This is a genomic window from Micromonospora carbonacea (assembly GCF_014205165.1).
GTDB lineage: Bacteria > Actinomycetota > Actinomycetes > Mycobacteriales > Micromonosporaceae > Micromonospora > Micromonospora carbonacea.
Map to the genome: position 1 here is coordinate 6,338,886 of NZ_JACHMZ010000001.1, position 25,696 is coordinate 6,364,581.

Consider the following 25,696-nt stretch of genomic DNA (forward strand, 5'->3'; position numbering starts at 1 on the left):
TGCGACTGGGACGAGACGCGCCGGCTGGCAGCGGTCGGCAGCCGTGGGGGGCCGGGGCCGGGCGTCCGTGACGCCCGGCCCGCTGGCTCACGCCCTGCTCAGCTCGCCGCGCAGGACAACGACGGCACCCCGTTGGTGCCGCCCGACGAGCCCAGGAAGCCGAAGGTCGTGCTGCCGCCGGCACTGAGCGAACCGTTGTAGCTGACGTTGCGGGCGGTGACCGTGGTGCCGCTGGTGGTCAGCGTCGCGCTCCACGCCTGCGACACCTGCTGTCCGTTCGCGAACGTCCAGGTCACCGTCCAACCGCTGATCGCCGAGCCGCCGGCGGTCACCCGCACCTCGGCCTGGAAGCCGCCCTGCCACTGACCGGTGACCGTGTACGACGCCGCGCAGGACCGGCTGCCCGTCGGCGGCGGGGTCGTCGGCGGGGCGGTGGTGGGCGGAGCGGTGGTCGGGGGCGGCGTGGTGGTCGGCGGCGTGGTCGGGGTGGTGCTGCCGATGGCGCTCATGATGGCGTCGATGATGCCCTGCTGGGTGACCGTGGCGCTGCTGCGGTTGAACAGCCCGAACCCGTACGCCCCGTTGTAGCCGTTGTCCCAGTAGGCGGTGGCCGCCCCGTACTTCTTGGCGGTGGACACCAGGGTGCGCGCGTAGTCCGCGCGGTACCTGTTGTTCGTCGAGTCGGCCGACGTCTTGTCGACCGAACCGTACTCACCGACGAACACCGGGTATCCGCGCGAGACGAAGGTGTCGCGCACCTTCTTCAGTTGCCCGTCCATGAAGTCCTGCTGTCCCCAGGTCGACTTCCGGGCCGGGTTGGTGGCGGCCGGCCCCCACTGCGTGATGGTGCCGTTCTCCTCGCCGGCGAAGTCCCAGGGGTCGTAGTAGTGCACGGAGATCATGAGTCGCTGCTCGTTGGCGGGGATGGACGACGACCGGTACTGGTCGGTCGGCAGCACGAAGCCGTAGTTGCCCACGGTGTAGTCGATGTTGGTGTTCCAGCCGGGGACGAGCAGCCAGCGCGAGGCGTTGTTCCCGCCGGTCCGCCGGACGGTGTCCACGAAGATCTGGTTGTAGGCGTTGATGTTCGAGTAGCACGGCTGGGTGGGATTGCCGTACTGGCCGTCGAACTCCTCGTTCATGGATTCGAGGATGAGGCGCTCGCCGTAGCTCTGGAATCTGGTCGCGATCTGCTGCCAGACCTTCTGGTACTTGTCCCTGATCGTCGTCTGGTTCGACGAGTCGCAGATCAACCACGAGCCGGTGATGGTCTTGTAACCGTCGCCGTGCATGTTGATCAGCACGTACAGGCCGCGCCCGTAGGCGTAGTCCACGATCTCCTGGATCCGGTTCAGCCAGGCGGAGTTGATCGTGTAGTTCGGGGCGGACCCGATGTTTCCCAGATAGGAGACCGGGATGCGGATCGTCTTGAATCCGGCCGCCTTCACCCGGTCGATGAAGGCCTGGGTCACGACCGGGTTGCCCCATGCCGTCTCGCTGGGGATCCCGTTGGCGTTGGCCTCCAGGGCGTTCCCCAGATTCCAGCCCGCCCCCAGGTCGGCGACGAGCTGGGTGGCGTTGAGCTGGGCCATGCTGTCGGCCGACGCGGAACTCGGCAGCACGGCTGCGGTTCCGGCCAGCGCCAGCACGCCGGAGAGCATGGCGAACTGGACCTTCCTGAGGGTGGATCTCACGAGCATCTCCCGTCTTCGAGCCAACCGTCACGCTGGGTTGTCGAAGCGATTCGACGATATTCGATTGCCGGCACTGGCAGCCGATGGGCCGCCAAAGGATAGATGCACATGCATCGATGGGGCAAGGTCGCCACCAGCGCTCCCCCGCCGAGGACCCGGGGGCCGACGGCGGCGACCGGTCGCGGCGACCGCCATCGGCCCGCCGCGGAATCCCGATCGGGGACGCTCCGCCGGCCTCGGGGCGGCGCGGTGGGCCACCCCGAGTGCTCGCGCTCAGGTCAGGTCGAGGTCCCGCAGCCGCGCCACCGGCACGTCGAGATCGTCGACGGCCAGGTCGAGCATCCGCTCGACGTGCGCGATGTAGTCGCGCATGCGGGCGTCGGCGTAACGCCGCCGGTCCCACTTCACCTTCAGCAGCGCCTGATCCATCAGGGTGGAGGTGTTGACCTCCATGCCGGCCCCGCCCGCTCCGGCCGGCATGCTGGCCCACTCGTAGTGGTCCGACTGCACCGCGTGCTCCTCGACGGGCTTGCGGGCGGTGTCCCAGTCCGTCGTCGGCGACTCCCAGTGGCTGAAGGTGAAGACCGGACGTCCGCCGATGCCGGCGCGGTCGAACTCCTCCTCGACCCGGCGCGGGTCGAACCGGCCGTGCCGCAGGCTCTGCGCGAGGCGCAGCGTGAGCCGGTCGCGCACGGTGCGCAGGGAGTCCTCGGGCCGCAGGGTCTCGCTGAGCGCACCCCACTGCATGGCCAGGCCGACGAAGGACTCCGCCTCGGGGGTGGCCCGGTTGCCGACGACGATGGTGACCCACGCGCCGTCGGTCCCCCGGACCCGGCAGAACGCGATCAGCGCCAGGGCCAGGACGAGCGCGGCACGGGCCAGGCGGGAGTCCGGTCGGCTGCGGGCCAGGGCCCGCAGGAGCTTGCGGCTGCGCAGCCGGCAGCCGTCCACGGTCGGCTCCGGGGCCGTCCCGCGCGGGTCGCTCAGGCCCCGCTCCTCGGCGCGGCGTGCGGTGGAGACGAGGTAGCGGACGTTGCGCGCGGACAGCTCCGCGCCGCGCTCGCCGCGCTCGAACTCGAGGATGTCGTAGCAGGTCCGCTGGATCGGCGCGCCCTGCTGACCGCGCAGGACGGCCAGGAAGGCGGCGACCAGTGCGCCGGCCCCGCTGGCGTCGACGAAGGCGTGCGCGACCGAGATCTCGACGTCGCCACCGGTGTCCACGGGCGGCACCACGATCATCAGGTTCCCCGCGTCGGGGTCGGTCACGAACTGGCCGATCCGCCGGCCGGCGTCGAACAGCGCGTCGGTCACGAAGTCGAAGCACCACACCCCGAGCCGCTGCACCCCGTCCAGCACCACCGGGTCGTCGGGCGCCAACACCTCCTGCCGTAGCTGCCCGTCGACGCCGCGGCGCAGCCGCGACCGCAGCGGCGGGTAGCGGCGCACCAGTTCGCCGGCCACCGCCACCGTGTCGGGCACCGTGAGGCCGGGCCCGACGGGCACCGGGAGGCTGAGCTCGTAGCGCCAGGCGTCGTTCTCGTCCAGCGGCGGCGGACCTGCCATCCACTGCTGCTGGGCCCAGGTCAGCGGGAACTCCCCCGTGCCGGCGTCCGATGGCGACATGTCTGACGACCTCCTGTGTGGGTCGGTGGACCAGGGCGGGGGAAGCGGCCGGCGACCTGTGGCTGGCGCCCGATCAGCACCCGCACCCGGCTCACCGCCCGCGCCCGCCGGTGGGGCGGCCCGGCCGCAGTCGTCGCGCCATCTCCCGGACAGTAATCGGCGGTCAGGGCTCAGGTCAGTGCGCAAACGGCCATGCCCGTTCTTCCGGCTCATCTGTCGTGGGACTCCGGCGCAGAACGGTGCACAATTCGCCGGGACCAATGTCGACGGGCGGGTGAAACAGCCGGGAATGCGTCGGGCGTCGCGCACCGACTCGCCGCGGACCGAGCCGAGGTGTGATGGACGACGAGCTGTGCTGGTGGCCGGCCCGACAGGTGGCGCGGGCGATCGCCGACGGGCAGCTCTCCGCCCGGGAGTACCTGCGCGCGCTGCTGGCCCGGATCGACCGCTACGACGGCGCGCTCGGGCTCGTGGTGACCCGCAACGAACGCGCCGAGGCCGAGGCGGCCGCGGCCGACGAGGCGGTGGTGCGCGGCGACCCGCTGCCGCCGCTGCACGGCGTGGCGATGACGGTCAAGGACAGCTTCGCCACCGCCGGGCTGCGTACCACCGGCGGCCTGCTGCCCGACTTCGTCCCCGACGAGGACGCGGCCGCGGTGGCCGGGGCCCGGCGCGCGGGCGCGATCATCCTCGGCAAGACCAACCTCCCCCGCGCCTCGCGCGACCTGCAGGCCTACAACGAGCTGTTCGGCACCGCCCGCAACCCGTGGGACCCGACGCTGACCACCAGCGGCTCCTCCGGTGGGGCCGCGGGCGCGCTGGCGGCCGGGTTCACGCCGCTGGAGATCGGCTCGGACGTCGCCGGGTCCATCCGGATCCCGGCCGGGTTCTGCGGCGTCATCGGTCTCAAGCCGACCTTCGGCACGGTCTCGATGTACGGCCACGTGCCGCCGATGCCGTTCAACCGGGCCCTGCCCGACATCGCCATGGTCGGGCCGCTGGCCAGGGACGTCGACGACCTGGAGATCCTGTTCGACGCGATCAGCGGCCCGGACCCCTGGGACCGGGCCGCCTGGCGGCTGAGCCTGCCCCCGGCCAGCCGGCCGCGCCGGGTGGCGGCCTGGTTCGACGACCCCTACTGCCCGGTGGACGGCGAGGTGCGGGCGGCGGTGGAACAGGCCGCCGACGCCCTCGCCGGGACCGGAGTCGCCGTGCGGGCCACCAGCCCGCTGGGGATCCGGCTCGAGCAGAGCGACCAGATCTTCCGCAAGCTCATCGCGGGCACCGCGATCGACGACATCTCCGGCGAGGAGGCCGAGCTGATCGCCGCCGGCATGCGGCCGCCCACCGGCGTGCTCGGCGGCGAGCACGTCCACCAGAGCCACCGCGACTGGATCGTCGCCAACGAGCTGCGCACCCGGATGGGCCTGCGCTGGCGGGCGTTCTTCAGTCGCTACGACGCCCTGCTGCTGCCGGTCGCGCCGAACACCGCGCCGGCCCACGACCACCGCCCGTTCGCCCAGCGCACCATCACCGTCGACGGCCGGCCTCGGCCGTACTGGGACCAGCTGGTGTGGGCCGGCGTGACCGGCATGTGCTACCTGCCGTCGGTCGTCGTCCCGGTCCGCCTGGACGCGCGCGGCGTGCCGATCGGGGTCGCGGTGGCCGGCCCCCGCCTGGGGGACCGGACGGTGCTGGAGACCGCCCGGGTGCTGGCCCGGGCGCTGGGTCCGATCGGCCGTCCGGCGCTGGGGTCGGGACCGTCCGCGACGCCACCGGAGGGTGCGCGCCGCGAGCTGACGGCCGGCTGAGCCGCCGTACCATCGCCTGTTCTCCGCCCGCCGACGGGCCGGTCCACCGTGCCCGTCGCGCGGCGCGCCCGGCCGCGTCGACCGCGGCCGGTGTCCTGTCAAGCCCGGTCGGCCGGATCGCCGGCGCACCTTCGGCTATGGCTGGGATGTGCGGTTGTTGGCGCGCCCGGACGAGCATTTCGGGCCGACCGCAACCGATCGAAAATTGCGTTCGTGCCGAGGCTCGGAAGAACTGCCGACGATCGCTTGCGCTGATCGTCGCCGATTCCCGGCCGACCCGATGAGTGGGAGTTGATGTGCGCGCAATCATCTTCGCCGGGGGCAAGGCGCGGCGCCTGCTGCCGCTCACCGCGGAGCGACCGAAGATCCTGATGGACATCGGGGGCCGGCCGCTGCTCGACATCCTCCTGCGGCAGTTGCGCGGTTGCGGGGTCGAGCGGGTCACGCTCTGTGTGTCGCACCTGCAGACGGCCATCCGCGAGCACCTGTTCGGGGCGATCCCGGAGGGCATGGTGGTCGACTTCTCGGTGGACGCCCAGCCCCGGGGCACCGCCGGCCCGCTGCTGCTGGTCGCGGACTGGGACGAGCCGGCCCTGGTGCTCAACGGCGACGTGCTCACCACCCTGGACTTCGCCGACGTGCACCGGGTGCACCGGAGCAGCGGCTGCGCGATGACGATCGCCTGTCGGCAGACCGAGGTGACGATCGACTCCGGTGCCCTCGAGATCGCCGACGACCGGGTGTGCCGGGTGACCGAGAAGCCCCGCGTCCGGGTCGACGTCAGCATGGGTGTCTACGTCGTCGACCCGTCCGTGCGCTCGTTCATCGCCGCGGAGTCGGTGGTCGACATGCCCGACCTGATCACCTCGCTGATCGGCGCGGGCCGGGCGGTCGGGGCCTACCGATTCACCGGCAGCTGGCACGACATCGGCACCCCGGGCCGCTACGAGCGGGCGGTGGCCGAGTTCACCGACACCCCCGAGGTCTACCTACCCGGCGTCGACCGGGACGAGTTCCGGGTCTCGCATGCCAACTGACCGCCGCCCGGCGTGCGCGCCGCACGCCGACCACGACGCCGTCGCCGCGCTGCGGGAGCGGCTGACGGCCCACGCCGACGAGCGCCCGGACGCCCCGGCCGTCCGCTGGCGTACCGCCGCCGGCTGGTCCGGGACGACCTGGCGGGAACTGGCCGCGACCGCGCGGCGGGTGGCCGCCCGCGCGACCGCCGAGCTGCCCGCCGGCCGCGCGGTCGTGGTGGCGACGGTCAACACCGGCGCGCACGCGGCCGTGCTGCTCGGCCTGCTGGCCGCCGGGTTCGACGTCGTCCTGGTCGAGCACGACAGCTCCTACCTGGCCGACCCGTTGTCCGCGGTGTACGCGGCCCGACCGGGCGCGGTGGTGGCGGCGGTGGACGGCCCGCGGCCCGCGGCGACGGGGGAACTGCGCCGGCTGGCCGTCGAGGACCTGGTCGCCGGCGCGCCGCAGGCGGAGTGGCCGGACCGGACGCCCGGTGCGGCGACCGTGCTGCAACTGACCTCCGGATCGACCGGCGAACCCCGGGTGGCCGCGGTCCCGCTGGGAGCGGCGTTGCGCGGGGGCGCGCTCTACCGCGACCTGTTCGGCCTGGACGAGCGGGACACGATCCTGGCCGCCGTTCCGCTCGCCCACTCGTTCGGGTTCGTCGGGGCGCTGTGCGCCGCGGTGCTGTCCGGCGGCACGCTCGCGCTGCTGGTGCGGTTCACCGGGCGCGGCCTGGTCGAGGGGCTCGACGCGGGCGCGACCGCGCTGCTGGCCACGCCGTTCGTGTACGGCCTGGTCCCGGACCTCCTGCACGGGCGGGTCCGGCCGGACCGGCTGCGGGTCGCCCTCTGCTCGGGCGGGCCGCTCACCCCGGCGGCGGCCGGGGCGGCCGGCGGTCGCCTCGGCTGCCCGGTCCGCCAGGTCTACGGCTCGACCGAGACCGGGCTGATCGCCTGCCAGTCCGGCCGGTCCCGGCCGTGGCCGGCCGAGGGGGTCGGCGGCTTCGTCCCCGGCGTGCGGTGGCGGGTCGAGCCGGTCCGGGGCTCCGCCGCCGGGCGTCTGCTGGTGCGGACCTCGACGATGTTCACCGGCTACGTCGGCCGGGGCGGGGCCGAGGCACTGCGCCCGGACGGCTACTACGACACCGGCGACCTGGTCGACGTCGACGACGCCGGGGACGTGACGATCGTCGGCCGCAAGGCGACCTTCATCAACGTCGGCGGCCGCAAGGTCAACCCGCGCAGGCTGGAGCGGCTGATCGGTGAGCTGCCCGGCGTGCGCGCGGTGCACGTCTGCGGGCTGCCGGACGCCCGCGGCAACGAGGAGATCCACGCCGTCGTCGAGCTGACGCCCGGCACCGACCCGGCGGCGGTGGTCGCCGGCTGCCGGCAGCGGCTGACCGCCTACGAGGTCCCGCACCACGTCCATGCCGTCGACCGGCTGCCGCGCACCGCGCTCGGCAAGGTCGCCGCCCCCGCGCTGCGGGACCTGATCGCCGGTCGGGGCGCCGGTGCGCCGGGCGGCACCACCGCCACGAGGAGGAGTACCCGAACATGACCACACCCCCGCCAGAGGTCGCCGTCGTCGGACTCGGCTACGTCGGCCTGCCGCTCGCGGTCGCCCTGGCCCGCGCCGGAGTCCGCGTCGTCGGAGTGGACGTCAACCCCGACGTCCGGGACGCGGTGACGCGCGCCCGGCCGCCGTTCTTCGAACCGGGGCTGGCCGAGGCGCTGGCCGCGCTGGACGACGGCGCGCTCACCGTGGCCGACCGGCTGCCCGACGCGACGCCCGACGCGGTGATCATCTGCGTGGGCACCGCGGTCGACCCGGCCACCGGCCGCTGCGACCTGGGCCCGCTGCGGGCCGCCGTCACCGCCGCGACCGCGCGGATCACCCCGGACACGCTGCTCGTGGTACGCAGCACCGTGCCCGTCGGCACCTGCCGCGATCTCGTCGAGCCGGCCATGCGACGCGTCACGGCCTCCCCGCTGCTGGCCTTCTGCCCCGAACGGATCATCCAGGGCTCGGCGATGGCCGAGCTGGCCTCGCTCCCGCAGATCATCGGGGGCCTGGACGACGCCTCGGCCAAGCGGGCCGAGGCCCTGTTCGCGGCGGTCTGCCCGGACCGCGTGCTGGTGTCCTCGCTGGAGGCCGCCGAGATGATCAAGCTGATCTGCAACGCGCACACCGACCTCATCTACGGGTTCGGCAACGAGGTGGCGCTGGCCGCCACGGCCTTTGGCCTGGACGCCACCGAGCTGATCGCCTCCGCCAACCTCCGTTACCCCCGGCCCGACCTGTCCCGACCCGGCTTCGTCGGCGGCAGCTGCCTGACGAAGGACCCGTACCTGCTGATGCACAGCGCGGCCACGGCCGGCCACACCGAGATGCCGATGGTCGCCGCGGCCCGGCGGACCAACGAGCGCGTGCCCGGCCACGCGGTCGAGCGGGTGGTCGCGGCCCTGACCGACCCGGACCCCGGCCGGCTCGCCGACGCGAAGGTCCTGGTGTGTGGCATCGCCTACAAGGGCCGCCCGGAGACCGACGACGTGCGCGGCAGCGCCGCCACCGACGTCGCCGCCCTGCTGCGCGGCCGGGTACGCACGCTGGCCGGCCACGACCCGATCGTCCGCCCGGAGCGGATCGCCGAGCTCGGCTACCAACCGGTCGGGCTGGACGAGGGGGTGGCCGACGCCGACGCGGTCGTGCTGCTGTCCGACCACCCCGGCTACGCCACGCTCACCGCGGACAAGCTGCTGGGCCGGATGCGCGGCCGCGGCGTCGTGTTCGACATGTGGGGCCTGCTCGACGCCGAGCTCACCGGCGTCGAGGGGCTCACCTACCTGCGGCTCGGCCGTGGCTGACCGCGCCCTGGTCACCGGAGGGGCCGGGTTCATCGGCCTGCACCTGGTGCGACGACTACTCGACGAGGGCGTGCAGGTCACCGTCCTGGACGACTTCTCCCGCGGCGCCGACGACCCCGAGCTGCACGCCCTCGCCGGCGACGTGCAGCTGGTCCGCCACGACCTGACCACACCGCTGCCCGCGGACCTCGACCGGTGCGACGCCGTCTACCACCTGGCCGGGGTGGTCGGCGTGCAGCGGGTCACCGACCGGCCGGTGCACACCATGCGCACCAACGTGCTGGCCACCGTCTCGCTGCTCGACTGGTGCGCCCGGACCCAGCCGAGCGTGCTGTTCCTCAGCTCCACCAGCGAGGTCGGCGACGGCGCCGCGACCGCGGGGCTGGCCGAACTGCCGGTCCCGGAGGACGCGCCGTTCGTGCTGGGCGAGCCGCGATCGCCGCGCACGTCCTACGCGTTGAGCAAGCTCGTCGCCGAGTACCTGTTCCTGCACGCCGGCCCGCCGGGCCGGGTGCGGGTGGCCCGCTTCTACAACGTCTACGGCCCACGGATGGGCAACGAGCACGTGGTGCCGCAGCTGATCGAGCGGGCCCTGGCCGGCACCGACCCGTTCCCGCTCTACGGCGGGCAGCAGACCAGGGCGTTCTGCCACGTCGACGACGCGGTCGAGGCGGTGCTGCGGCTGTGCGCGTTGCCTGAGCCGGATCCGCTGGTCGTCAACATCGGCAACGACCGGGAGGAGGTCGAGATCCTCGACCTCGCCCGACGGATCTGCGCCCTCGCCGGGCTGCGCCCCGAGTTCGCCGTGCGGCCGGTCCCCGGCGGCCCGCGCCGCCGGCTGCCCGACCTGACCCGGCTGCGTGGGCTGACCGGCTACGAGCCGGCCGTCACCCTCGACGCCGGGCTGCGGGCGACGTTCGACTGGTACGCGGCGCACCGGAGCGCGTCGTGAGCCGGGTCCTGATCGCCTTCGGCGGCTACGGCGGCGAGTGGAGCGGGGCCGAGCGGATGGCCTGGAAGACCGCCGAGCACCTCGCGGTGCACGGGCACACGGGCGCCGTGCTGACCGACTCGCTGCCACCGCAGCCGCCGGACGCCGGCCCGTGGCCGCGCATCGCCGACCCGCGCGAGTTCGGCCGCCCGGACGTGGTCCACGCCTTCGACCTCGCCCGCCCGAAGCAGGTGGCGGTGGCGCTGAGCACCGCCACCGACCTCGGGTGCCCGTTCGTGCTCACCCCGGCGACCGCCGTCGAGCTCTGGCCCGATCCCGAGCTGGGGCGGGCGGCCTGCCGGGCGGCCGCCGCGGTCTACGTGCTGACCAGTGCCGAGGCCGACAACGTCGTCGCCGCCGGAGCGGACCCGGCGGCGATCCGGTACGTCCCGCAGGCCCCGCACCTGGACGGGGCGGTGGACCCGAGCGGGCTGCGGGCCCGCTTCGCGGGGGCCACCGGAACCGTGCTGTTCCTGAGCCGCCGGACCGCGTTCAAGGGCTACCCGGTGCTGCTCGCGGCCGCGCCGCTGGTCCGGCGCAGCCGCCCGGGGACGGCGTTCTGGCTGGCCGGACCGGGTGCGGACGGCCCGGCCACCTCGACCGCCGACGGGCTGCACGACTTCGGCGTCGTCGACGCCACGGTCAAGCACGAGCTGCTGGCCGCCGCGGACCTGCTCTGCCTGCCCTCGACCTCCGACGTGTACCCGCTGGTCTTCGTCGAGGCCTGGGCCTGCGGCACGCCGGTGGTCAGCGGCCCGTTCCAGGGCGCGCGCGAGGTGGTCCGGCACGGCGTGGACGGCCTGGTGGTCGACGCCGAACCCGGCGCGCTGGCGGAGGCGCTGGTCGGCCTGCTGGCCGACGAGCCGAGACGCCGCGCGATGGGCGCGGCGGGCCGCCGGCGCGTCGGACGGGAGAACACCTGGGCGCAGGTGGCGGCCGCGGTGGCGGCGGGCTACCCGACGGAGTCCGCGCGGCTCCCGGTCTCCGGCGGTGAGCGGTGACGGCGGCGGGCACCGCGACGGATGCCGCGGTGCGGCTGGCCGACCCGGTGATCGGTCAGGAGGAGATCGACGCCGTGGTCGCCGTGCTGCGCTCCGGCTGGCTGTCGGCCGGGCCGGTGACCGAGGCGTTCGAGCAGGAGTTCGCCGCGGCCCACGACGCCCCGCAGGCGGTGGCGGTGAGCAGCGGGACCGCCGCGCTGCACCTGGCCGTCGCCGCGCTCGACCTGGGCCCGGGCGACGAGGTGATCATCCCTGCGCTGGGCTTCGTCGCCGCCGCCGAGGTCGTCGCCCTGCACCGGGCCACGCCGGTGTTCGCCGACGTGCGCGCGGCCGGGGACCCGGTGCTGACCGCGGCCGAGGTGGAACGGCTGATCACCCCCCGGACCCGGGCGGTGATCACCGTGCACTACGCCGGCTACCAGGCCGACATCGCCGCGCTGGCGCAGCTGTGCCGGGCCGGTCGACTGCGGTTGATCGAGGACAGCGCGCACGCGCCGGGCGTGTGCGTGGCCGGCCGGATGCTGGGCACCTGGGGCGACGTCGGCTGCTTCAGCTTCCACGCCACCAAGAACGTCACCGCGGGCGAGGGCGGCATGGTGCTGGCCCGCGACCCCGCGCTGCTCGACCGGATCCGCCGGATGCGCTCGCACTCCATCGGCACCTCGCCGCAGCAGCGGATGACCGGCGGGTCCGGTGGCTACGACGTCGCCGACCTCGGGCTGAACTACCGGCCGACCGACCTGACCTCGGCGATCGGCCGGGTCCAGCTGGGCCGGCTCGGCGTCGACCGCCGGATCCGACGGGCGCTCACCGCCGGCTACCGCGACCTGCTCGGCGCGCTGCCCGGGCTGGTCGTGCCGTTCGCCGACCGGGGGGCCGAGGATTCCGCACACCACCTGATGCCGGTCGTGCTGCCCGCCGGGACCGACCGCGGTCCGGTACGCGCCGCGCTGCTCGCCGCGGGCGTGCAGACCTCGGTGCACTACCCGCCGATGCACCGGCTCAGCTACTACGCCGCCGCGGCCAGCCCGTTGCCGGTCACCGACGCCATCGCCGACCGGCTGCTGTCGCTGCCGCTGCATCGCGGGATGGATGAGGACGACGTGCGGCGGGTCGTGCACACCCTGGCGGCCGCGCTGCGCACCCCCGCGCGGGAGGGCTGACGCGATGACGTTCCGCCTGCGCGAGGGCCGTCTGCTGCGTGACGACGAGCCGTTCACCGCCCTCGGGGTCACCTACTTCCCGGTCCGTGCCGGCTGCCGGCTGTGGGTCGACTGGGATCCCGACGTCGTCGCGGCCGACCTGCGCCGGATCGCCGACGCCGGCCTCAACACCGTCCGGGTGTTCGTCTTCTGGCGCGACTTCCACCCGGAGCCCGGGCACGTTGACGCGCAGGCGCTGGCCCGGCTGCGCCGACTGGTCGAGCTGGCCGACGCCGCCGGGCTGAGCTGCGTGCTGTCGGTGTTGACCCTGTTCATGAACGGCCAACTGCTGGACCTGCCGTGGCGGGGCGGGCGCAGCCTGTGGCGCGACCCGGAGATGCTGGCGGCCCAGGAGACGTTCGTGCGAGCGGTGGCCGCCACGGTCGCCGACCGCGCGAACGTCCTCGCGCTCGACCTGGGCGACGAGATCTCCAACGTGGACCCGGACGAGGCCGCGACGCTGACGTCGGCCGAGGTCGCCCACTGGTACGGACGGCTGGTCGGCGCGATCCGGCAGGTGGCCCCCGAGGTGCTGGTCTGCCAGGCCAACAACGCGCTGACCGTGCTCGGCGGGTCGGCCTTCGGGCCGGCCACCGGCCGGGTCCTCGACCTGCTGGCGGTGCACGGGTTCCCGCTCTGGTCGCCCGGGCACATCGAGTCCACGCTGTCGCCGAAGGCCACCCAGCTGCCGGCGTTCCTGGCCCGGCTGGCCGGCGCGTACGGGGTGGCCCTGGTCGACGAGCTCGGGACCTACGGCGCGAGCGACGAGGTCGCCGCGGCGTACCTGCGCGCCTCGGCCGCCTCGGTGCTGGCCAACGGCGCGGCCGGGGTGATCGTGTGGTGCTGGCAGGACAGCACCTCCACCGCCGAGCCCTACGACCGACGCCCGGCCGAGCGCATGGTCGGGCTGCACCGCGCCGACGGGACGCCCAAGCCGGCCATGGCGGCCTACCGGCAGGTCGTCGACGCCGCGCCGGCGCTGGTCCGCACGGCCGGACCGGCCAGGGTCGCGGTGTGGCCGGTGACCGGGCGGCCCGCCGGCGGCGGGTCCTACCTGGATCCCCACCGCGACGCCGTCTCGCCGTTCTTCGCCTACCTGTTGCTCAAACGCCTGCACGTGGACGCGGACGTGGTGGCGGCTCCGGCCGCCGGGCACCGCCTGCTGGTCTGCCCGTCGGTCGACCAGGTGACGCTTGCCGACCTGGAGCACCTGCGGGCCGCCCTGCACCGGGGGGCCACCGTGTACTACTCGCTGGGTGACCACCTGCACGGCTTCCCGGGGGCGGAGCTGGTCGGCGCCGAGATCGTCGACTACGACCTGACCGGCCGGGACCGGCAGGAGATCCGCTGGGACGGCGAGGTGCTGCCGGTGGACTGGGCCGTCGCGGGCGCGGTGCCCACCACGCTCCGGGCGACCTCCGGCCGGGTGCTGGCCACGTACCCGGACGGCACGCCCGCCGTCGTGGTCAACGCCGTCGGCGCGGGCCGGCTGGTGTTCACCAACGTCCCGTTCGAACGCCAGCTCGACGCGGCCGGGCGGTTCGCGCTCGCCCCGTGGGAACGGTTCTACCGGCGGCTCACCGAGCTGGCCGGGGTCGGTCCCGTCGTGCGCTGCTCGGACCCGGAGGTCGAGGTCGTGCCGGTCGACGGCGGCGTCGCCCTGGTCAACCACCGCGACCGCGCGGTGACCGTGCGGGTCGGCCGCGACGGCGACGACCCCGACGCGGATCTGGTCGTCGACCTCACCGAGAAGGGCTGGACCGTGGCACGACTCCCGATGACCCCCCGCAGGGCGGCCTCGACCACGGTGGGCATGGCATGAGGGGGGTCGTCTACCGCGGCCCGCGGCACGTCGAGGTCGTCGACGACCTGCCGATGCCCCGGCTGGAGTCCGAACGCGACGCCGTCGTGCGGGTCACCCGCGCCGCGATCTGCGGCAGCGACCTGCACCCCTACCGCGGCGAGATGCCCGGCTTCGCCCCGGGCACCGTGCTCGGGCACGAATTCGCCGGGGTGGTCACCGAGCGTGGGTCGCAGGTGCCGTTCGCGGTCGGCGAGCGGGTCGTCGCCTCGTACCTCATCGGCTGCGGCCGGTGTCCGCGGTGCGCGCGCGGCTGGCACTACCACTGCCCGTCGGCGACGCTGTTCGGCTACTCCACCGTCGTCGGCGACGCCGTCGCCGGCGGGCAGGCCGAGTACGTCCGGGTGCCGTTCGCCGACGTCGTGCTGGGGCCGGTGCCGGCGGCGGTCACCGACGAGCAGGCGCTGTTCGCCGGGGACGTCCTGGCCACCGCCCACGCCGCGGTCACCGACGCGCACGTCGGGCCGGACCGCCTGGTCGGGGTCGTCGGGGCCGGGCCGGTCGGGCTGATGGCCGCCCTGTGCGCCGCCGAACTGGGCGCCACGGTCGTGGTCTGCGACGTCGACCCGGCCCGGCGGGAGCGGGCCGGCGCGCTGGTGCCGGCGGTGGTGGAGCCCGAACGGCTCGCCGCGACGATGCAACGGATGCGCGGCCGGGACGAGGCCGCGGTCGTCATCGAGGCGGTCGGTTCCGGGGCGGCGCTGGCCTGCGCGGTCGACGCGGCGGGGCCGCACGGCACGGTGCTGGTCGTCGGCGCGCACGGCGCCGACGACGTCGCCTTCCCGGCCGGCCGGGCGTTCGTCCAGGAACTCACCCTGCGGTTCGCGGTGGGGAACCCGATCCGCTCCCGCGACCCGGTGATGGCGCTGCTGCGCACCGGTCGGGTCGACCCGAGCGCCCTGGTCTCGCACCGGCTGCCGCTGGCCGAGGCGGCCCGCGGCTACGAGCTGTTCGACACGCGGGTCGCCGACAAGGTCATCCTGCTGCCGTCGGCGGACCCGTTCTGATCACCGGACCAGGCCGGACTTGATCGCGTTGACCACGGCCGCGGTGCGGTTCGGCGAGCCGAGCTTGAGCATCAGGCTGGCCACCAGCCGCTTGGCCCCGTGGCTGGAGATGCCCAGGCGTCCGGCGATCTGCTTGTTGCTCATGCCCTCGGCCATCAGCCCCATCGCCTCGCTCTCCCGGGCGGTGAGCCGTGCCGGGTGCGTCGGCGTCGACAGCTCCACCCGGGCCTGGTCCATCAGCTCGCGGGCCAGCCGGTCGGGCACGTGGGTCTGCCCGGTCGCGGTCCGGTGCAGCGCCTCGGCCAGCCCGTCCGGCGTCAGGTCGGCCAGCAGCACGATGCCGTCGGGCGGGCGCGTCGCGACGCCGAACAGCTCCTGGACGCCGCTGCCGTCGTCGACCAGGACCAGGACCCTGGCCCCGCCCCCGGCCACCGACAGCGCCGCCCTGCCGGCCGAGCTGGTGACCAGCAGGACGTCGACCCGTCCGGTCGCGAGCGCAGCCTGGGCCTCGGCCACACCCAGGTGGTAGGAGACCTCGGCGACCCCCGGCAGGTCGGTCAGGATCGACTCGAGACCCCGTCGGGTGACCTCGTTGCCGACCAGCACGGCCACCCCGATCGGGGCCGGGACGTCGGCGGGCCGTACCGTTTGATTGATCGAGTCCGCATTCGCCATGTGACCGTCTCCCGAATCGTGTCGCTCCGGCTTCGACTCATGATCCCGTGACCAGGGTCGCTCTCCGGGCGGCCAACCGGAAGATCCGGACGAGCGCACGGATGACCCTGCGCGAACGGCTATGGCGTCGACCGTCGACGGTTCAGCGCAGCCGGACCGCGCGGGGCGGCTGGCCGTAGGGGGAGTACTGGGTGACGGCGTCGCCGGGGTGCAGGCGCGGGTCGTCGCGGTAGCGCCGGGCCAGCTCGCGCTCGGCGGTGTCGTCGCCGGCGTCGGCCCGGACGAGCAGCTCGGCCAGCTCGTCGACCAGCGGGTCGTCGACCTGGTGCGCCGCGTCGCCCCAGGCGTCCCAGAGCAGCAGCTCGTCCTTCTGCCGGTGGGCGAGCTCGGTGACCACGCAGTCGCGGATGAACCCTGGCCCACCCAGCTCCGACTCCGGGGACACCCGGTACAGCTCGGCGTCGGTCTCCCCCGACCGGTGGGCCAGCCAGACCTGGGCCGCCGTCCGGAACGGGGCGCCCGGCCCGGTGGGCATGTCCTCGACGTCGAACTCGACCGAGCCGGGGGCGAACTCGGGGTCGACGCGACGCCACCGGTCGCCGGCCCGGTATTCCGCGACGACGTGGTCCAGGAAGTAGCCCTCGGCCAGGTAGGAGGCGAACCCGACGCGGCTGCGCGCCGCCACGCCACGGTCGCGCAGCGCGCCGACGACGAACAGCACGTGGTCGCGGCAGCAGCCGGCGACCTTCTCCGCGGTCGCCCTCGGCGTCGTCAGCGGCCCCGGGTGGCGCTCCTGGTCGAGCTCCAGGATGGCCTCCAACCAGCGGCTGTGAATCTCGTCGTGCCGCGCCGGGGGCAGCTCGGGCAGCTCGATGCGATAGTGCGCGATGACGTTGCGCGCGGCCGCGCAGATGCGCGGCACCTCGCCGCGCAGCTCCGCGAACAGCGCCCGGTGGCGGCCGGGATCGGAGTAGGCGCTGTGCACGGACCAGCTGCTTGACATGCACGTCCTCGGTCGGCGCGGGTGTTCGGGCGGGCGGGAGCCGCCCCGCCAGGGTAGCGGCCCCACCGCAGCCGAGCCGCCGGTGTCGGATGCGGAGGGGAGTCACCCTCCCGGATGGAGCTCGTGGACGACCTTGATCCGCGTGTATTCGAGCAGCCCCCACCAGCCGTACTCGACGCCGGCCCCGGAGCTGCGCACCCCACCGAACGGGGTGTCGTGGCGCAGCGCCCCGTGCGTGTTGATCCACACGGTGCCGCAGGTCAGCCGGCCCGCCAGCGCACGGGCACGCCCGGCGTCACCCCAGAGCGACGCGCCGAGCCCGTAGCGCGTGCCGTTGGCCCGGGCGATCGCCTCGTCGAGGTCGTCGTAGGCGATCACCGGGATCACCGGGCCGAACTGCTCCTCCAGCTCCAGGTCGGTGCCGGGCGGGAGGTCGGTGACGATGGTCGGCGGATAGAACCAGCCGGGCCGGGGCAACCGGGCGCCGCCGGTCACCACCCGCGCGCCGGCGGCGGCGGCCTCGTCCACCAGCGCGCTGACGCGGTCGAGCTGGGCCCGGCTCACCAGCGGGCCGTACTCGGTGGCCGGGTCGCCGCCGTCGCCGACGACCGCCGCCGCGGCCAGCTTCGCCAACGCGGTGACCAGCTCGCCGGCCTGCGCGCCGCTGACGTAGATCCGCTTGACGGCCGCGCAGAACTGGCCGCTGTTGACCATCGCACCGGCGAACAACGCCGGGGCCAGCGCCGTCACGTCGGCGTCGGGCAGCACCACCGCGGCGTCGTTGCCCCCCAGCTCGAGCACCACCGGCAGGAAGCGGCCCGCGGCCTGCTCGGCGATCGCCTGCCCGGTGCCCACCGAGCCGGTGAACGACACCATGTCGATGCCCGGGTGCGTGGTCAGCGCCTGCCCCAGCGCGTGGTCGCCGGAGAGGACCGACAGCACGCCGGGGGGCAGGTGCGGCGCGAGCAGCTCGCCCGTCCGCAGCGTGGCGAGCGGCGTCTCCGGCGACGGCTTGAGCACCACCGCGTTGCCCGCCAGCAGCGCCGGTGCGACCTTGCACACCGCCAGGATGATCGGGAAGTTCGAGGGGGCGATCGCGGCCACCACACCGTGCGGCACCCGGCCGATCATGATCGACGCCGTGGGGCCCGCGGCCACCACCTCGTCGGTGCCGGGCAGATCGGCGGTGTGCCCGAACCAGCCGGCGGCCAGGTCCACCTCGGCGCGCGCGGCGGCCAGCGGCTTGCCCTGCTCGCGGCTGAGCAGCGCGGCGACCTCCTCGGCGGCGTCGGCGAGCGCCGCCCCGCAGGCACGCAGCCGGGCGCGGCGCTCGTCGAGCGGGAGCGCGGCCCACCCGGGAGCGGCCGCCGCGGCGGCGGCGACCGTGGCGTCGAGCTCCGCCGTGGTGCAGGCCGGCGCAGAGGCGAACACGGCACCGGTGGCCGGGTCCACCACGGCGAGCGCGCTCACGCCGGGCCGTCCCCGGTCACGCCCGCCGCCACGGGACGCCCCGGGCTCAGCGGGCACTGCTCCCCGGCATCCGCCGCGACGCGTCGCGCCTCGGCCGCATCTCGGTCGTCCATTGCGAGACCTCCCCGCTTTCCGGAGCAGTGGTGAAGTGGGCCGCCGAGCCGGACGCGACGCGCGATTCAAAATCGTCGGGCCCGGCGCCGCGGTCGGCTCGCCGCTCGTGCGGAGCAGCGCGGCGTCGCCGTCAGCACCGGCACGTCGTGCTCATCGCGCGGAGCCGAGTTTTCGCACAGGACCCCGGAGCTCGCAGGGTTCCTGCGGTGGCCGGGCGCAGGGTGTCCGGAGCAGTGCCCGGCAACCGTATCAGGCGTGCCGGGGCGGCACGAGGTCGTCAGACCGGCCGGCCCGTGCCCCGATGTGGCAGGCCAGAGGGCATCCCCGAATAGGCACTCGCCAATCGGATCGGCCTCGCCTAGGGTTTCCCGATGAGCGCTCGCGGCTCCTTTGTGGACGGTCAATGGTGACCTCCACGCGCGACGGTGTCGACGGCGGCGGCCTCCGCGCCGTTGCGTGCCCGCCGCCCGGGTGGCGGCGGGGTGACCCGCAGCCCGCCCCCGCCCGCGCCGGCCGGGTGGCCGAGAACGCCCCGCGCAGCACCGGAAGGGACAGCCGATGGGTGAACACGTGCGGGACCCGGATCGCATCGTGCTCCGCGGTGTCCGCCAGCACAACCTGCGGATCGGGGAGTTGTCCCTGCCCCGGGGCGGCCTGACCGTCGTCACCGGAGTCTCCGGCAGCGGCAAGTCGTCGCTGGCGTTCGACACGATCTACGCCGAGGGACATCGGCAGTACCTCGACAGCCTCTCCGCGCACGTGCGGCGCAGGCTGCCGAAGGTCGCCAGGCCCACGGTCGACTGGGTCAGCGGCCTGAGCCCGACCGTGGCGATCGAGCAGCGGACGATCAGCCGCAACCCACGGTCGAACGTCGGCACGATCACCGAGATCTCCGACCGCCTGCGCCTGCTCTTCGCCCGTACCGGACGGCACGACTGCCGCAAGTGCGGCACCGGGGTCGCGCCGCTGGACACCGCCGCGCACCTCGCCGCGCTGGCCGAGGCTGCGGCCGAGGGGCCGGTACGGCTGGTGGCCGCCGAGCCGGACGGCGGCGAGACCGAGGTGCTGCGGCTGAACGCCGCCCCGGACGCCGACACGCTGGCCGACGCCGGGCTCCTCGTCGAACGGGAGCTGCGGGCCGAGCGGCGGCTGACCGTGCTGCGGGATCGGACGCCGGTGCGGCACCTCGCGGCCGGCTGGGTCTGCCCGCACTGCGGCACCGAGGTGCACGCGACGTCGTCGGAGTGGTTCACGCCGAACTCGCCGGCCGGGATGTGCGACCACTGCCAGGGGCTCGGCTTCACCTACCGCGTCGACACCGCGCGGCTCGTCGGCGACGCCCGCGAGTCGGTCCGCTCCGGAGCGCTCACCTTCTACGGCGACCGCCGCCGGGGCAAGAAGACCTGGTGGCCGCAGCGGAATCTGCCGGACCTGCTGGCCGAGGCGGGGGCGGGCCTGGACACCCCCTGGGAGGATCTGGCCGCCGCGGCCGCCGACCGGATCCTGGGCGATCTGACCGAGCACATCGAGCGGCTGTTCAGGGATGCCGACTCGCCCGAGCGCAAGGCGTTCTACCAGGGCTTCATGGTCCAGCGGCAGTGCGGTGCCTGCGGCGGCACCCGGCACTGTGCGGAGGCGCTCGCGGTGCGCCTGGCCGGCCGCAACATCGCGGAGGTCAACGGGCTGGCGGTCTCCCGGCTGCGGGACTGGGTCGGCGAGGTCCGCGCCGAGCTGGCGGGCAACTACCTGGCCGCGCTCTCCGCCGAACTGCTCGACCAGGTCGACGCCCGGGTCGAGTTCCTCCTCGAGGTGGGCCTGCACTATCTCTCGCTCGACCGCGCCGCGCCCACGCTCTCGGCCGGCGAGGGCCAGCGGCTCCGGCTGGCCCGGCAGCTCGGATCGGGTCTGGTCGGCGTCGTCTACGTGTTGGACGAGCCGTCGATCGGCCTGCACGCGCGGGACAACGGGCGGCTGATCGGGATGCTGCGCCGGCTGGCCGACGCGGGCAACACGGTGCTCGTCGTCGAGCACGACAGGGAGACGATGGAGGCGGCCGACCACCTGGTCGACATGGGGCCGGGCGCCGGGACGCGCGGCGGCCTGGTCGTCGCGTCCGGTCCGACCGCCGAGGTCGTCGCCCACGGCACGTCGGCCACCAGCGCGTACCTTCGCAACGAGCGGGCGGTGGTCTCGCCCCGGCCGGAGCGCCGCCGCCCGGACGACCGCAGGCTGGAACTGACCGGCGCCCGGCTGAACAACCTGCGCGGCGTCGATCTCATCATCCCGATCGGGGTGCTGACCTGCGTCACCGGCGTGAGCGGGAGCGGCAAGAGCTCCCTGATCACCCGGACGCTCCAGCCGGCCGTCGACGCCGCGGTGCGGTGGCGGCGCACCCCCGTCGGCCCGTTCGACCGGCTCCGCGGCGCGGAGCACGTCCGCCGGGTGACGACCGTGACGCAGGACTCGATCGGCGGCTCGTCCCGGTCGACGCCCGCGACCTACCTGGGGGTGTTCGACGAGATCCGCAAGCTGTTCGCCGGCACCGACGAGGCCGTGCGGCGCGGGTACTCCACGGCGATGTTCAGCTTCAACACCGAGGCGGGCGGGCGCTGCGACCGCTGCGCGGGCAAGGGCGCGGTGCGGATCGAGATGCTGTTCCTCGCCGACGTCTCGGTGCGCTGCCCGTCCTGCGACGGCCTGCGGTACTCGGCGCGCGTCCTGGAGATCACCCACCGGGGACGCACGATCGCCGAGACCCTCGCCCTGGAGGTCGGAGAGGCGATCGAGCTCTACGCCGACGCACCGGCGATCTCCGGTCCGCTCCGCACGCTGTCCCAGGTGGGGCTCGGCTATCTGCGGCTCGGGCAGGACACCGGCACCCTCAGCGGCGGGGAGGCGCAACGGCTGAAGCTCGCCCGCGAGCTGCTCCGGCGCGACGAGGGCGGGACCCTCTACCTGATCGACGAGCCCACCACCGGCCTGCACTTCTCCGACGTCCAGGTGCTGCTCGACGTCCTGCACGACCTGGTCGACCGGGACAACACGGTGGTCGTCATCGAGCACAGCGTGGAGTTCGCCGCCGCGAGCGACTGGCTCGTCGATCTCGGACCGGGCGGCGGCGAGGATGGGGGCCGGCTGGTCGCGGCCGGCCCGCCGGAGCTGCTCGCCACCCACCCGGACAGCGCGATCGCGCCCTACCTGGCCCGTCAGCTCGCGCTGACCGCGGCCCGCCGGCCCGCCCCGGAGACGCCGGGGCGTCGCTAGCCGCCCAGTCCGCCGACCAGCTCCACCTCGACGGGGGTAGGCGCGGACGGGCTGTAGCTGAGCACCCGCCGGGGCACGGTGAGCAGCTCGGGTTCCCCCGCGTACAGCCGTCTGGCCTCGTCGAAGGGGACCTCCGGGGTGGTCACCGCGGCCACCCGGTCGAGCAGCGCGGCGTCCGCGGCGTTGATCTCGCCGTGGCGGGTCATGCCCCAGTAGTCCCAGCGCAGCATCTCCACCTTGTTCAGCCCGGCCAGGTCGTCGACCAGGTTGTGCCGCAGGAACGGCCAGCCCTTCGTGAGCCCGTCCTCGAAGTCGGGGTCGACGACGAACGACATCGGGTCGGCCAGCCCGCTGCGGCAGCGCAGCCAGGCGTCGCCGGCGACGATGAAGCGGTCGGGCGGGACGTCCGACGAGCTGAAGCTCACCCCGTCGGTCTCGTCGACGTGCACGTCGGGCAGCTCGACGTCGACCCGACGCCAGCGGCGCTGCCCGGCGTCCCACACCTCGACGAGCTCGTGGTCGATGGTGCAGCCCGGGATGATGTACGAGGCGAAGCCGGCCCGGGCCCTGGCCGGCACACCGGCGTGGCGCAGCAGGGTCAGGTAGAGCACCGCGTAGTCGCGGCAGCTGCCGACCATCCGCCGGTTGGGCGGGCGCTCCTCGACGATCGGCCGGTCGTCGAGCTCGACGATGCGCCGCAGCATCGCCTCGGAGTAGCGCAGGTCGACCTCGGCCAGCCGGCCGGCCGGGATGCCGAGGGCGGCCAGGTCGGTGGAGCGGAAGTGGGTGAACAGCCCGCGTACCACGGCGCGCACGGCCAGCGGGTCGGCCGGCAGGTCGACCAGGCGGGCGGCCTGCGGTCCCGGGTCGGTGACCGGGCTCTGCGCGGCGTAGTAGGCGAGCTCGTCGATCGCGGCGGGTCCGGCCCCGGCCGCCACGTCGTCGCGCGGGGCCGCCGTCACGTCTCCACCTCGACGCCCCGGTGGTCGACGATGACCGAGGCCAGCGCGGCGGGGCTGGCGTCGTCGAAGATCGCCGTGAGGAGCTCGGAACGGAGCCGCTCGACGGCGTCCTCGCCCACCGGCTCGTAGCGCTCGATCAGCCGGGAGAGCACCTCGACGGCCCGCATCGAGTCGCCGCCGCAGTCGAAGAAGTCCTCGGTCGGCGCCAGCGGCGCACGCAGCAGCACGTCGCCCATCGTGTGCGCGACGACCGACATCAGCTCGCCGATGTCGTCGGTCATTGTCCCCACCTGTCCTCCGCGGTCGGCATGGGTCGGATCAGCTCTCGGTCGGCAGCCGGGCGGCCTGCAACGGCGGGAAGGCACCACGCAGCAGGCCGCCGAAGACGCCCAGCCGCTGGATGTTGCTGGTGCCCTCCATGTACTCCACCGAACCGGCGTCGCGGACCAGCTTGTCCAGCAGCGGGTGTTCCAGCCGGGCCCCGGGGCCGAAGAAGTCGAGGGCCGCCAGCGTCACGCGTTCGGCCAGCCGCGCCGAGGTGGCCTTCGCCGCCGACGCGAGATGCCCGGCGGACGGGTCGTGGTCGACCGCGGCGGCCGCGGCGCGCAGCATCCGCCGGGTGGTGGCGATGGCCCGTTCCATCCGCTCCAGGCGCAGCCGCTCGGCGACCCGCAACGAGCTGCGCTCGGCCAGCACGTACTCGTAGGCGGCGCGGGCGACGCCGACCCCCATGACCGCCACCGCGGGGCGCAGCAGGTTGAACGTGCGCAGCCAGGCGGCCATCCCGCGCCGGCTGGGCCGCAGGTGGGCGCCGAGCACCCGGTCGGGCGTCAGCTCGACGTCGTCGAGGGTGATCTCGCCGAGCCCGGCGCCGCGTACGCCGATGGTCCGCACCGGGGTGGTGGCGAACCCCGGTGCGGTCGCGTCGACGAGCACGGCCGCGAACCCCAGCGGACCGGGCCCGGTCCGGGCGAAGACGACGCCGAACTCGGCCCGGCCCGCGTTGCCCACGTAGCGCTTGACGCCGTTGAGCCGGGCCGGGCCGTCCGGGTCGGCGGACGGCGTCAGCCGGGTCGCCATGTTCGCGGCGTCCGAGCCGTGCTCGGGCTCGGAGAGGGCGAAGAACGTCCAGGTCGGACGCAGCAGCAGCCGACCGTAGAACCACTCCTTCTGTTCCTGGCTGCCCAGCGCGTCCACCACGACGCCGCTCATGGGACCGCCCGGCGAGCCAAGCATCATGCCCAGGTCGGCGCAGGCCCCCTCCTCGAAGAAGACGACCCGCTCGGACGCGCTCATGAGGTAGTAGGTCTGGTCGCCGAGCACCAGCGGCTCCGGGTTGAACTCCGGCGGGATCTGGAGGGCGGCCACCCGGGCCAGCGCCGGCAGATGCGCCACCCGGGTGACCGCGTCCGGGTCCCGGTCCACCTCGAGGGCGTACGGACGCATCTCCGCGGCCCATTCCCGGGCCTGGGCCTGCAACCGGCGGAGCCGCGGTTCGAGCTCGGTCATTCGTCGAACCCCCCTGGCATCGACCCGGTCCCGGCGCGGTAGGCGTCGGCGAGCAGCTCGGACACGTACACCGTGCTGCCCGGACCGCCCTCGACGTAGCCGTGCGCGCCGAGCAGCCGGACCCCGGCCCGGTCGACGGCGGTGATCTGCGCGTGCAGGTCGGCGACGGCCGGGGCGTCGAGGCCGTCGGGCCCGGCGCCGTCGAGCGCGCAGCGCACCTGCAACTGCTCCATGACGACGTCGGCGACCGCGCTCTTGACCACGCTGTGCTGCAACAGCACCACGTCCCCGGTGTACCGCCGGTCGAGGTAGCGCAGCGCGCCTTCGAGCAGCCGGTAGGACAGGCCGAGGCGCAGCCCGGCCAGCGCGGTGGTCCACGAGCGCGCCTCCGGCACCCGGACGGCGGTCACCGGCCGGCGGGCCCGCAACCCGGTCAGGCCGGGCACGCCGGTGTCCAGGCGCTCGACGGTGTCGGCCGGGGCCCACTCCCACTCGCCCTGGCGCAGCCGGTCCGCGGTCGCGGCCAGTTCGTCGGGCACCAGCCCGTGACCGGCCGGGCCGAGGACCACGACCCCCGGATCGACGGCGGCGTGCAGCGCCGTGAGCGCCGCCGACCAGCCGCTCGCGTGCGCGACGGCGAGCATCGCCGGCCACGCTGCGCCGAGGGCCGTGCCTGTCCTGGTCATGGCAGCTTCTCCTGCTCCTCGGGGTCGACGACGTGCCCGTCGGCACCGGGCTCGACGGCACCGGGCTCGACGGGGCCGGCCTCGACGGTGATCGCGCAGTGGGCGAACTGACCCAGCCCGGGGTCGTAGTCGGCGAGCAGCACCCGGCGGCCCGTGCGACGCCAGCCGTCCCACTCGGCGGCGAGCACGGACCAGATGCCGCTGGCCGGGCGTCCGGCGGGCACCGCGACGGTGCCCGCCGGGAGCCGGTCGCCGCAGGCGGCCACCAGGCCGGGACCGGCCAGCGCGGTGACCGCTGCGGGTCGCTCCCCGGCCAGCAGCGCCGACCAGCGGGCGGCCACCTGGTCGGGCGGCACGGGATGCGGTTGCGCCGTCTCGACCCGGTGCGCCGCGTCGGCGTCCAGGACCAGCACGGTCACCGCGTCCTCGGCGACCCGCAGGTGCGCCGGCACCGGTTCGGAGTGCAGCACGCTGGCCTGGTCCAGGGCGAACACCAGGATCCGGCGGGCGTCCAGCCGGCTGCGGTTCTCGGCCAGCCACAGCGCGGTGAACACCCCGAGCAGGCCCAGGTCGGCGACGCCGAAGACCAGCCCGACGTCCGGGACGGCCGAGTCGAGGAAGCACATCGGGAAGCCGGGCTCGGCGTCCGGCGCCGCGCTGGCCATGACGGCGAGGTCGAACCGGTCGCCGTGGCCCTTCAGGTCGGGCAGCACGGCCTCGACCAGGTCGGTGAACGACACCCGCCCGGCCGCCAGCCCCTCCTGGTCGGCCGCCAGCCCGAAGGTGCCGTACAGGTCGCGGAAGTAGTCGTGGTCCTGCGGGCGGAACTCGCGCCGGTCGATCCCGGTGCGCTGGGCGACCGCGGCCAGGCGCAGATCCCGCGGCCCGGCCCGGCCGTTGTCGGCCGGTCGGGAAACCGTGATGTACATGCCGGTGGCT

Annotated in this window: 20 protein-coding genes; 10 read left to right on the forward strand and 10 right to left on the reverse strand. The window is 74.6% G+C overall.

Annotation, left to right across the window (positions count from 1 at the left end; translation table 11 throughout):
• Positions 1 to 98 precede the first annotated feature (98 nt).
• Both HDA31_RS26380 and HDA31_RS26385 read right to left on the reverse strand, forming a co-directional pair.
• The gene (locus HDA31_RS26380) at positions 99 to 1,694 is read right to left on the reverse strand and encodes a cellulase family glycosylhydrolase (protein WP_246384318.1); all 1,596 of its coding nucleotides are present in this window, start codon (positions 1,692 to 1,694) and stop codon (positions 99 to 101) included.
• 273 nt (positions 1,695 to 1,967) lie between these two features.
• Positions 1,968 to 3,317: a hypothetical protein gene (locus tag HDA31_RS26385; protein ID WP_074475133.1), complete on the reverse strand. Its 1,350-nt coding sequence runs from the start codon at positions 3,315 to 3,317 to the stop codon at positions 1,968 to 1,970.
• A gap of 338 nt (positions 3,318 to 3,655) precedes the next feature.
• Here HDA31_RS26385 and HDA31_RS26390 point away from each other — a divergent pair, with 338 nt between their 5' ends.
• The 9 genes from HDA31_RS26390 to HDA31_RS26430 all read left to right on the forward strand — a co-directional run bounded on the left by HDA31_RS26390 (position 3,656) and on the right by HDA31_RS26430 (position 15,074).
• Positions 3,656 to 5,128 (forward strand): amidase family protein, encoded by a 1,473-nt coding sequence (locus HDA31_RS26390; protein ID WP_178063161.1) that lies wholly within the window; start codon positions 3,656 to 3,658, stop codon positions 5,126 to 5,128.
• 296 nt (positions 5,129 to 5,424) lie between these two features.
• Positions 5,425 to 6,165 carry a nucleotidyltransferase family protein gene (locus tag HDA31_RS26395; protein ID WP_074475135.1) on the forward strand — a complete coding sequence of 247 codons (741 nt, stop codon included), beginning with the start codon at positions 5,425 to 5,427 and terminating at the stop codon, positions 6,163 to 6,165.
• Positions 6,155 to 7,705: a class I adenylate-forming enzyme family protein gene (locus HDA31_RS26400; protein ID WP_178063160.1), complete on the forward strand. Its 1,551-nt coding sequence runs from the start codon at positions 6,155 to 6,157 to the stop codon at positions 7,703 to 7,705. The genes HDA31_RS26395 and HDA31_RS26400 overlap by 11 nt, the downstream gene beginning before the upstream one ends.
• Positions 7,702 to 9,012 carry a nucleotide sugar dehydrogenase gene (locus HDA31_RS26405; RefSeq protein ID WP_178063159.1) on the forward strand — a complete coding sequence of 437 codons (1,311 nt, stop codon included), beginning with the start codon at positions 7,702 to 7,704 and terminating at the stop codon, positions 9,010 to 9,012. The genes HDA31_RS26400 and HDA31_RS26405 overlap by 4 nt, the downstream gene beginning before the upstream one ends.
• Positions 9,005 to 9,964 carry an NAD-dependent epimerase/dehydratase family protein gene (locus HDA31_RS26410; RefSeq protein ID WP_074475138.1) on the forward strand — a complete coding sequence of 320 codons (960 nt, stop codon included), beginning with the start codon at positions 9,005 to 9,007 and terminating at the stop codon, positions 9,962 to 9,964. The genes HDA31_RS26405 and HDA31_RS26410 overlap by 8 nt, the downstream gene beginning before the upstream one ends.
• Entirely contained in the window at positions 9,961 to 11,004 is a 1,044-nt protein-coding gene (locus HDA31_RS26415) for a glycosyltransferase family 4 protein (RefSeq protein WP_178063158.1), read from the forward strand. Before HDA31_RS26410 ends, HDA31_RS26415 begins: the two co-directional genes overlap by 4 nt.
• A gap of 29 nt (positions 11,005 to 11,033) precedes the next feature.
• Complete coding sequence (locus HDA31_RS26420) at positions 11,034 to 12,167, forward strand: DegT/DnrJ/EryC1/StrS family aminotransferase (RefSeq protein WP_246384316.1); 1,134 nt, start codon at positions 11,034 to 11,036, stop codon at positions 12,165 to 12,167.
• 4 nt (positions 12,168 to 12,171) lie between these two features.
• Positions 12,172 to 14,028, forward strand: coding sequence for a cellulase family glycosylhydrolase (locus tag HDA31_RS26425; protein ID WP_178063156.1), 1,857 nt, complete (start codon positions 12,172 to 12,174; stop codon positions 14,026 to 14,028).
• Positions 14,025 to 15,074 (forward strand): alcohol dehydrogenase catalytic domain-containing protein, encoded by a 1,050-nt coding sequence (locus tag HDA31_RS26430; protein ID WP_178063155.1) that lies wholly within the window; start codon positions 14,025 to 14,027, stop codon positions 15,072 to 15,074. The genes HDA31_RS26425 and HDA31_RS26430 overlap by 4 nt, the downstream gene beginning before the upstream one ends.
• Here the strand turns inward: HDA31_RS26430 and HDA31_RS26435 are convergent, their stop codons facing one another.
• The 3 genes from HDA31_RS26435 to HDA31_RS26445 all read right to left on the reverse strand — a co-directional run bounded on the left by HDA31_RS26435 (position 15,075) and on the right by HDA31_RS26445 (position 18,222).
• Complete coding sequence (locus HDA31_RS26435) at positions 15,075 to 15,749, reverse strand: helix-turn-helix transcriptional regulator (protein WP_178063154.1); 675 nt, start codon at positions 15,747 to 15,749, stop codon at positions 15,075 to 15,077.
• 142 nt (positions 15,750 to 15,891) lie between these two features.
• Entirely contained in the window at positions 15,892 to 16,752 is an 861-nt protein-coding gene (locus tag HDA31_RS26440) for a transglutaminase domain-containing protein (RefSeq protein WP_178063153.1), read from the reverse strand.
• A 102-nt stretch (positions 16,753 to 16,854) separates the two neighbouring features.
• Positions 16,855 to 18,222, reverse strand: a complete 1,368-nt coding sequence (locus tag HDA31_RS26445) for an aldehyde dehydrogenase family protein (RefSeq protein ID WP_178063152.1) — start codon at positions 18,220 to 18,222, stop codon at positions 16,855 to 16,857.
• 672 nt (positions 18,223 to 18,894) lie between these two features.
• Between HDA31_RS26445 and HDA31_RS26450 the strand changes: the two genes are divergently transcribed.
• The gene (locus HDA31_RS26450; protein ID WP_221486693.1) at positions 18,895 to 21,600 is read left to right on the forward strand and encodes an excinuclease ABC subunit UvrA; all 2,706 of its coding nucleotides are present in this window, start codon (positions 18,895 to 18,897) and stop codon (positions 21,598 to 21,600) included.
• Here HDA31_RS26450 and HDA31_RS26455 read toward each other — a convergent pair.
• Genes HDA31_RS26455 through HDA31_RS26475 form a run of 5 tightly spaced genes read right to left on the reverse strand, consistent with a single transcriptional unit; the run spans position 21,597 to position 25,686 of the window.
• A complete protein-coding gene (locus HDA31_RS26455) occupies positions 21,597 to 22,562 on the reverse strand; it encodes a transglutaminase-like domain-containing protein (protein WP_178063151.1) in 966 nt (321 codons plus the stop codon). The genes HDA31_RS26450 and HDA31_RS26455 overlap by 4 nt on opposite strands.
• Positions 22,559 to 22,843: a phosphopantetheine-binding protein gene (locus HDA31_RS26460; protein ID WP_074475146.1), complete on the reverse strand. Its 285-nt coding sequence runs from the start codon at positions 22,841 to 22,843 to the stop codon at positions 22,559 to 22,561. The genes HDA31_RS26455 and HDA31_RS26460 overlap by 4 nt, the downstream gene beginning before the upstream one ends.
• Before the next feature lie 37 nt (positions 22,844 to 22,880).
• Positions 22,881 to 24,071, reverse strand: coding sequence for an acyl-CoA dehydrogenase family protein (locus HDA31_RS26465; RefSeq protein WP_178063150.1), 1,191 nt, complete (start codon positions 24,069 to 24,071; stop codon positions 22,881 to 22,883).
• Positions 24,068 to 24,757 carry a hypothetical protein gene (locus tag HDA31_RS26470; RefSeq protein ID WP_178063149.1) on the reverse strand — a complete coding sequence of 230 codons (690 nt, stop codon included), beginning with the start codon at positions 24,755 to 24,757 and terminating at the stop codon, positions 24,068 to 24,070. The genes HDA31_RS26465 and HDA31_RS26470 overlap by 4 nt, the downstream gene beginning before the upstream one ends.
• A complete protein-coding gene (locus HDA31_RS26475) occupies positions 24,754 to 25,686 on the reverse strand; it encodes a hypothetical protein (protein WP_178063148.1) in 933 nt (310 codons plus the stop codon). Before HDA31_RS26475 ends, HDA31_RS26470 begins: the two co-directional genes overlap by 4 nt.
• Positions 25,687 to 25,696: the final 10 nt, after the last annotated feature.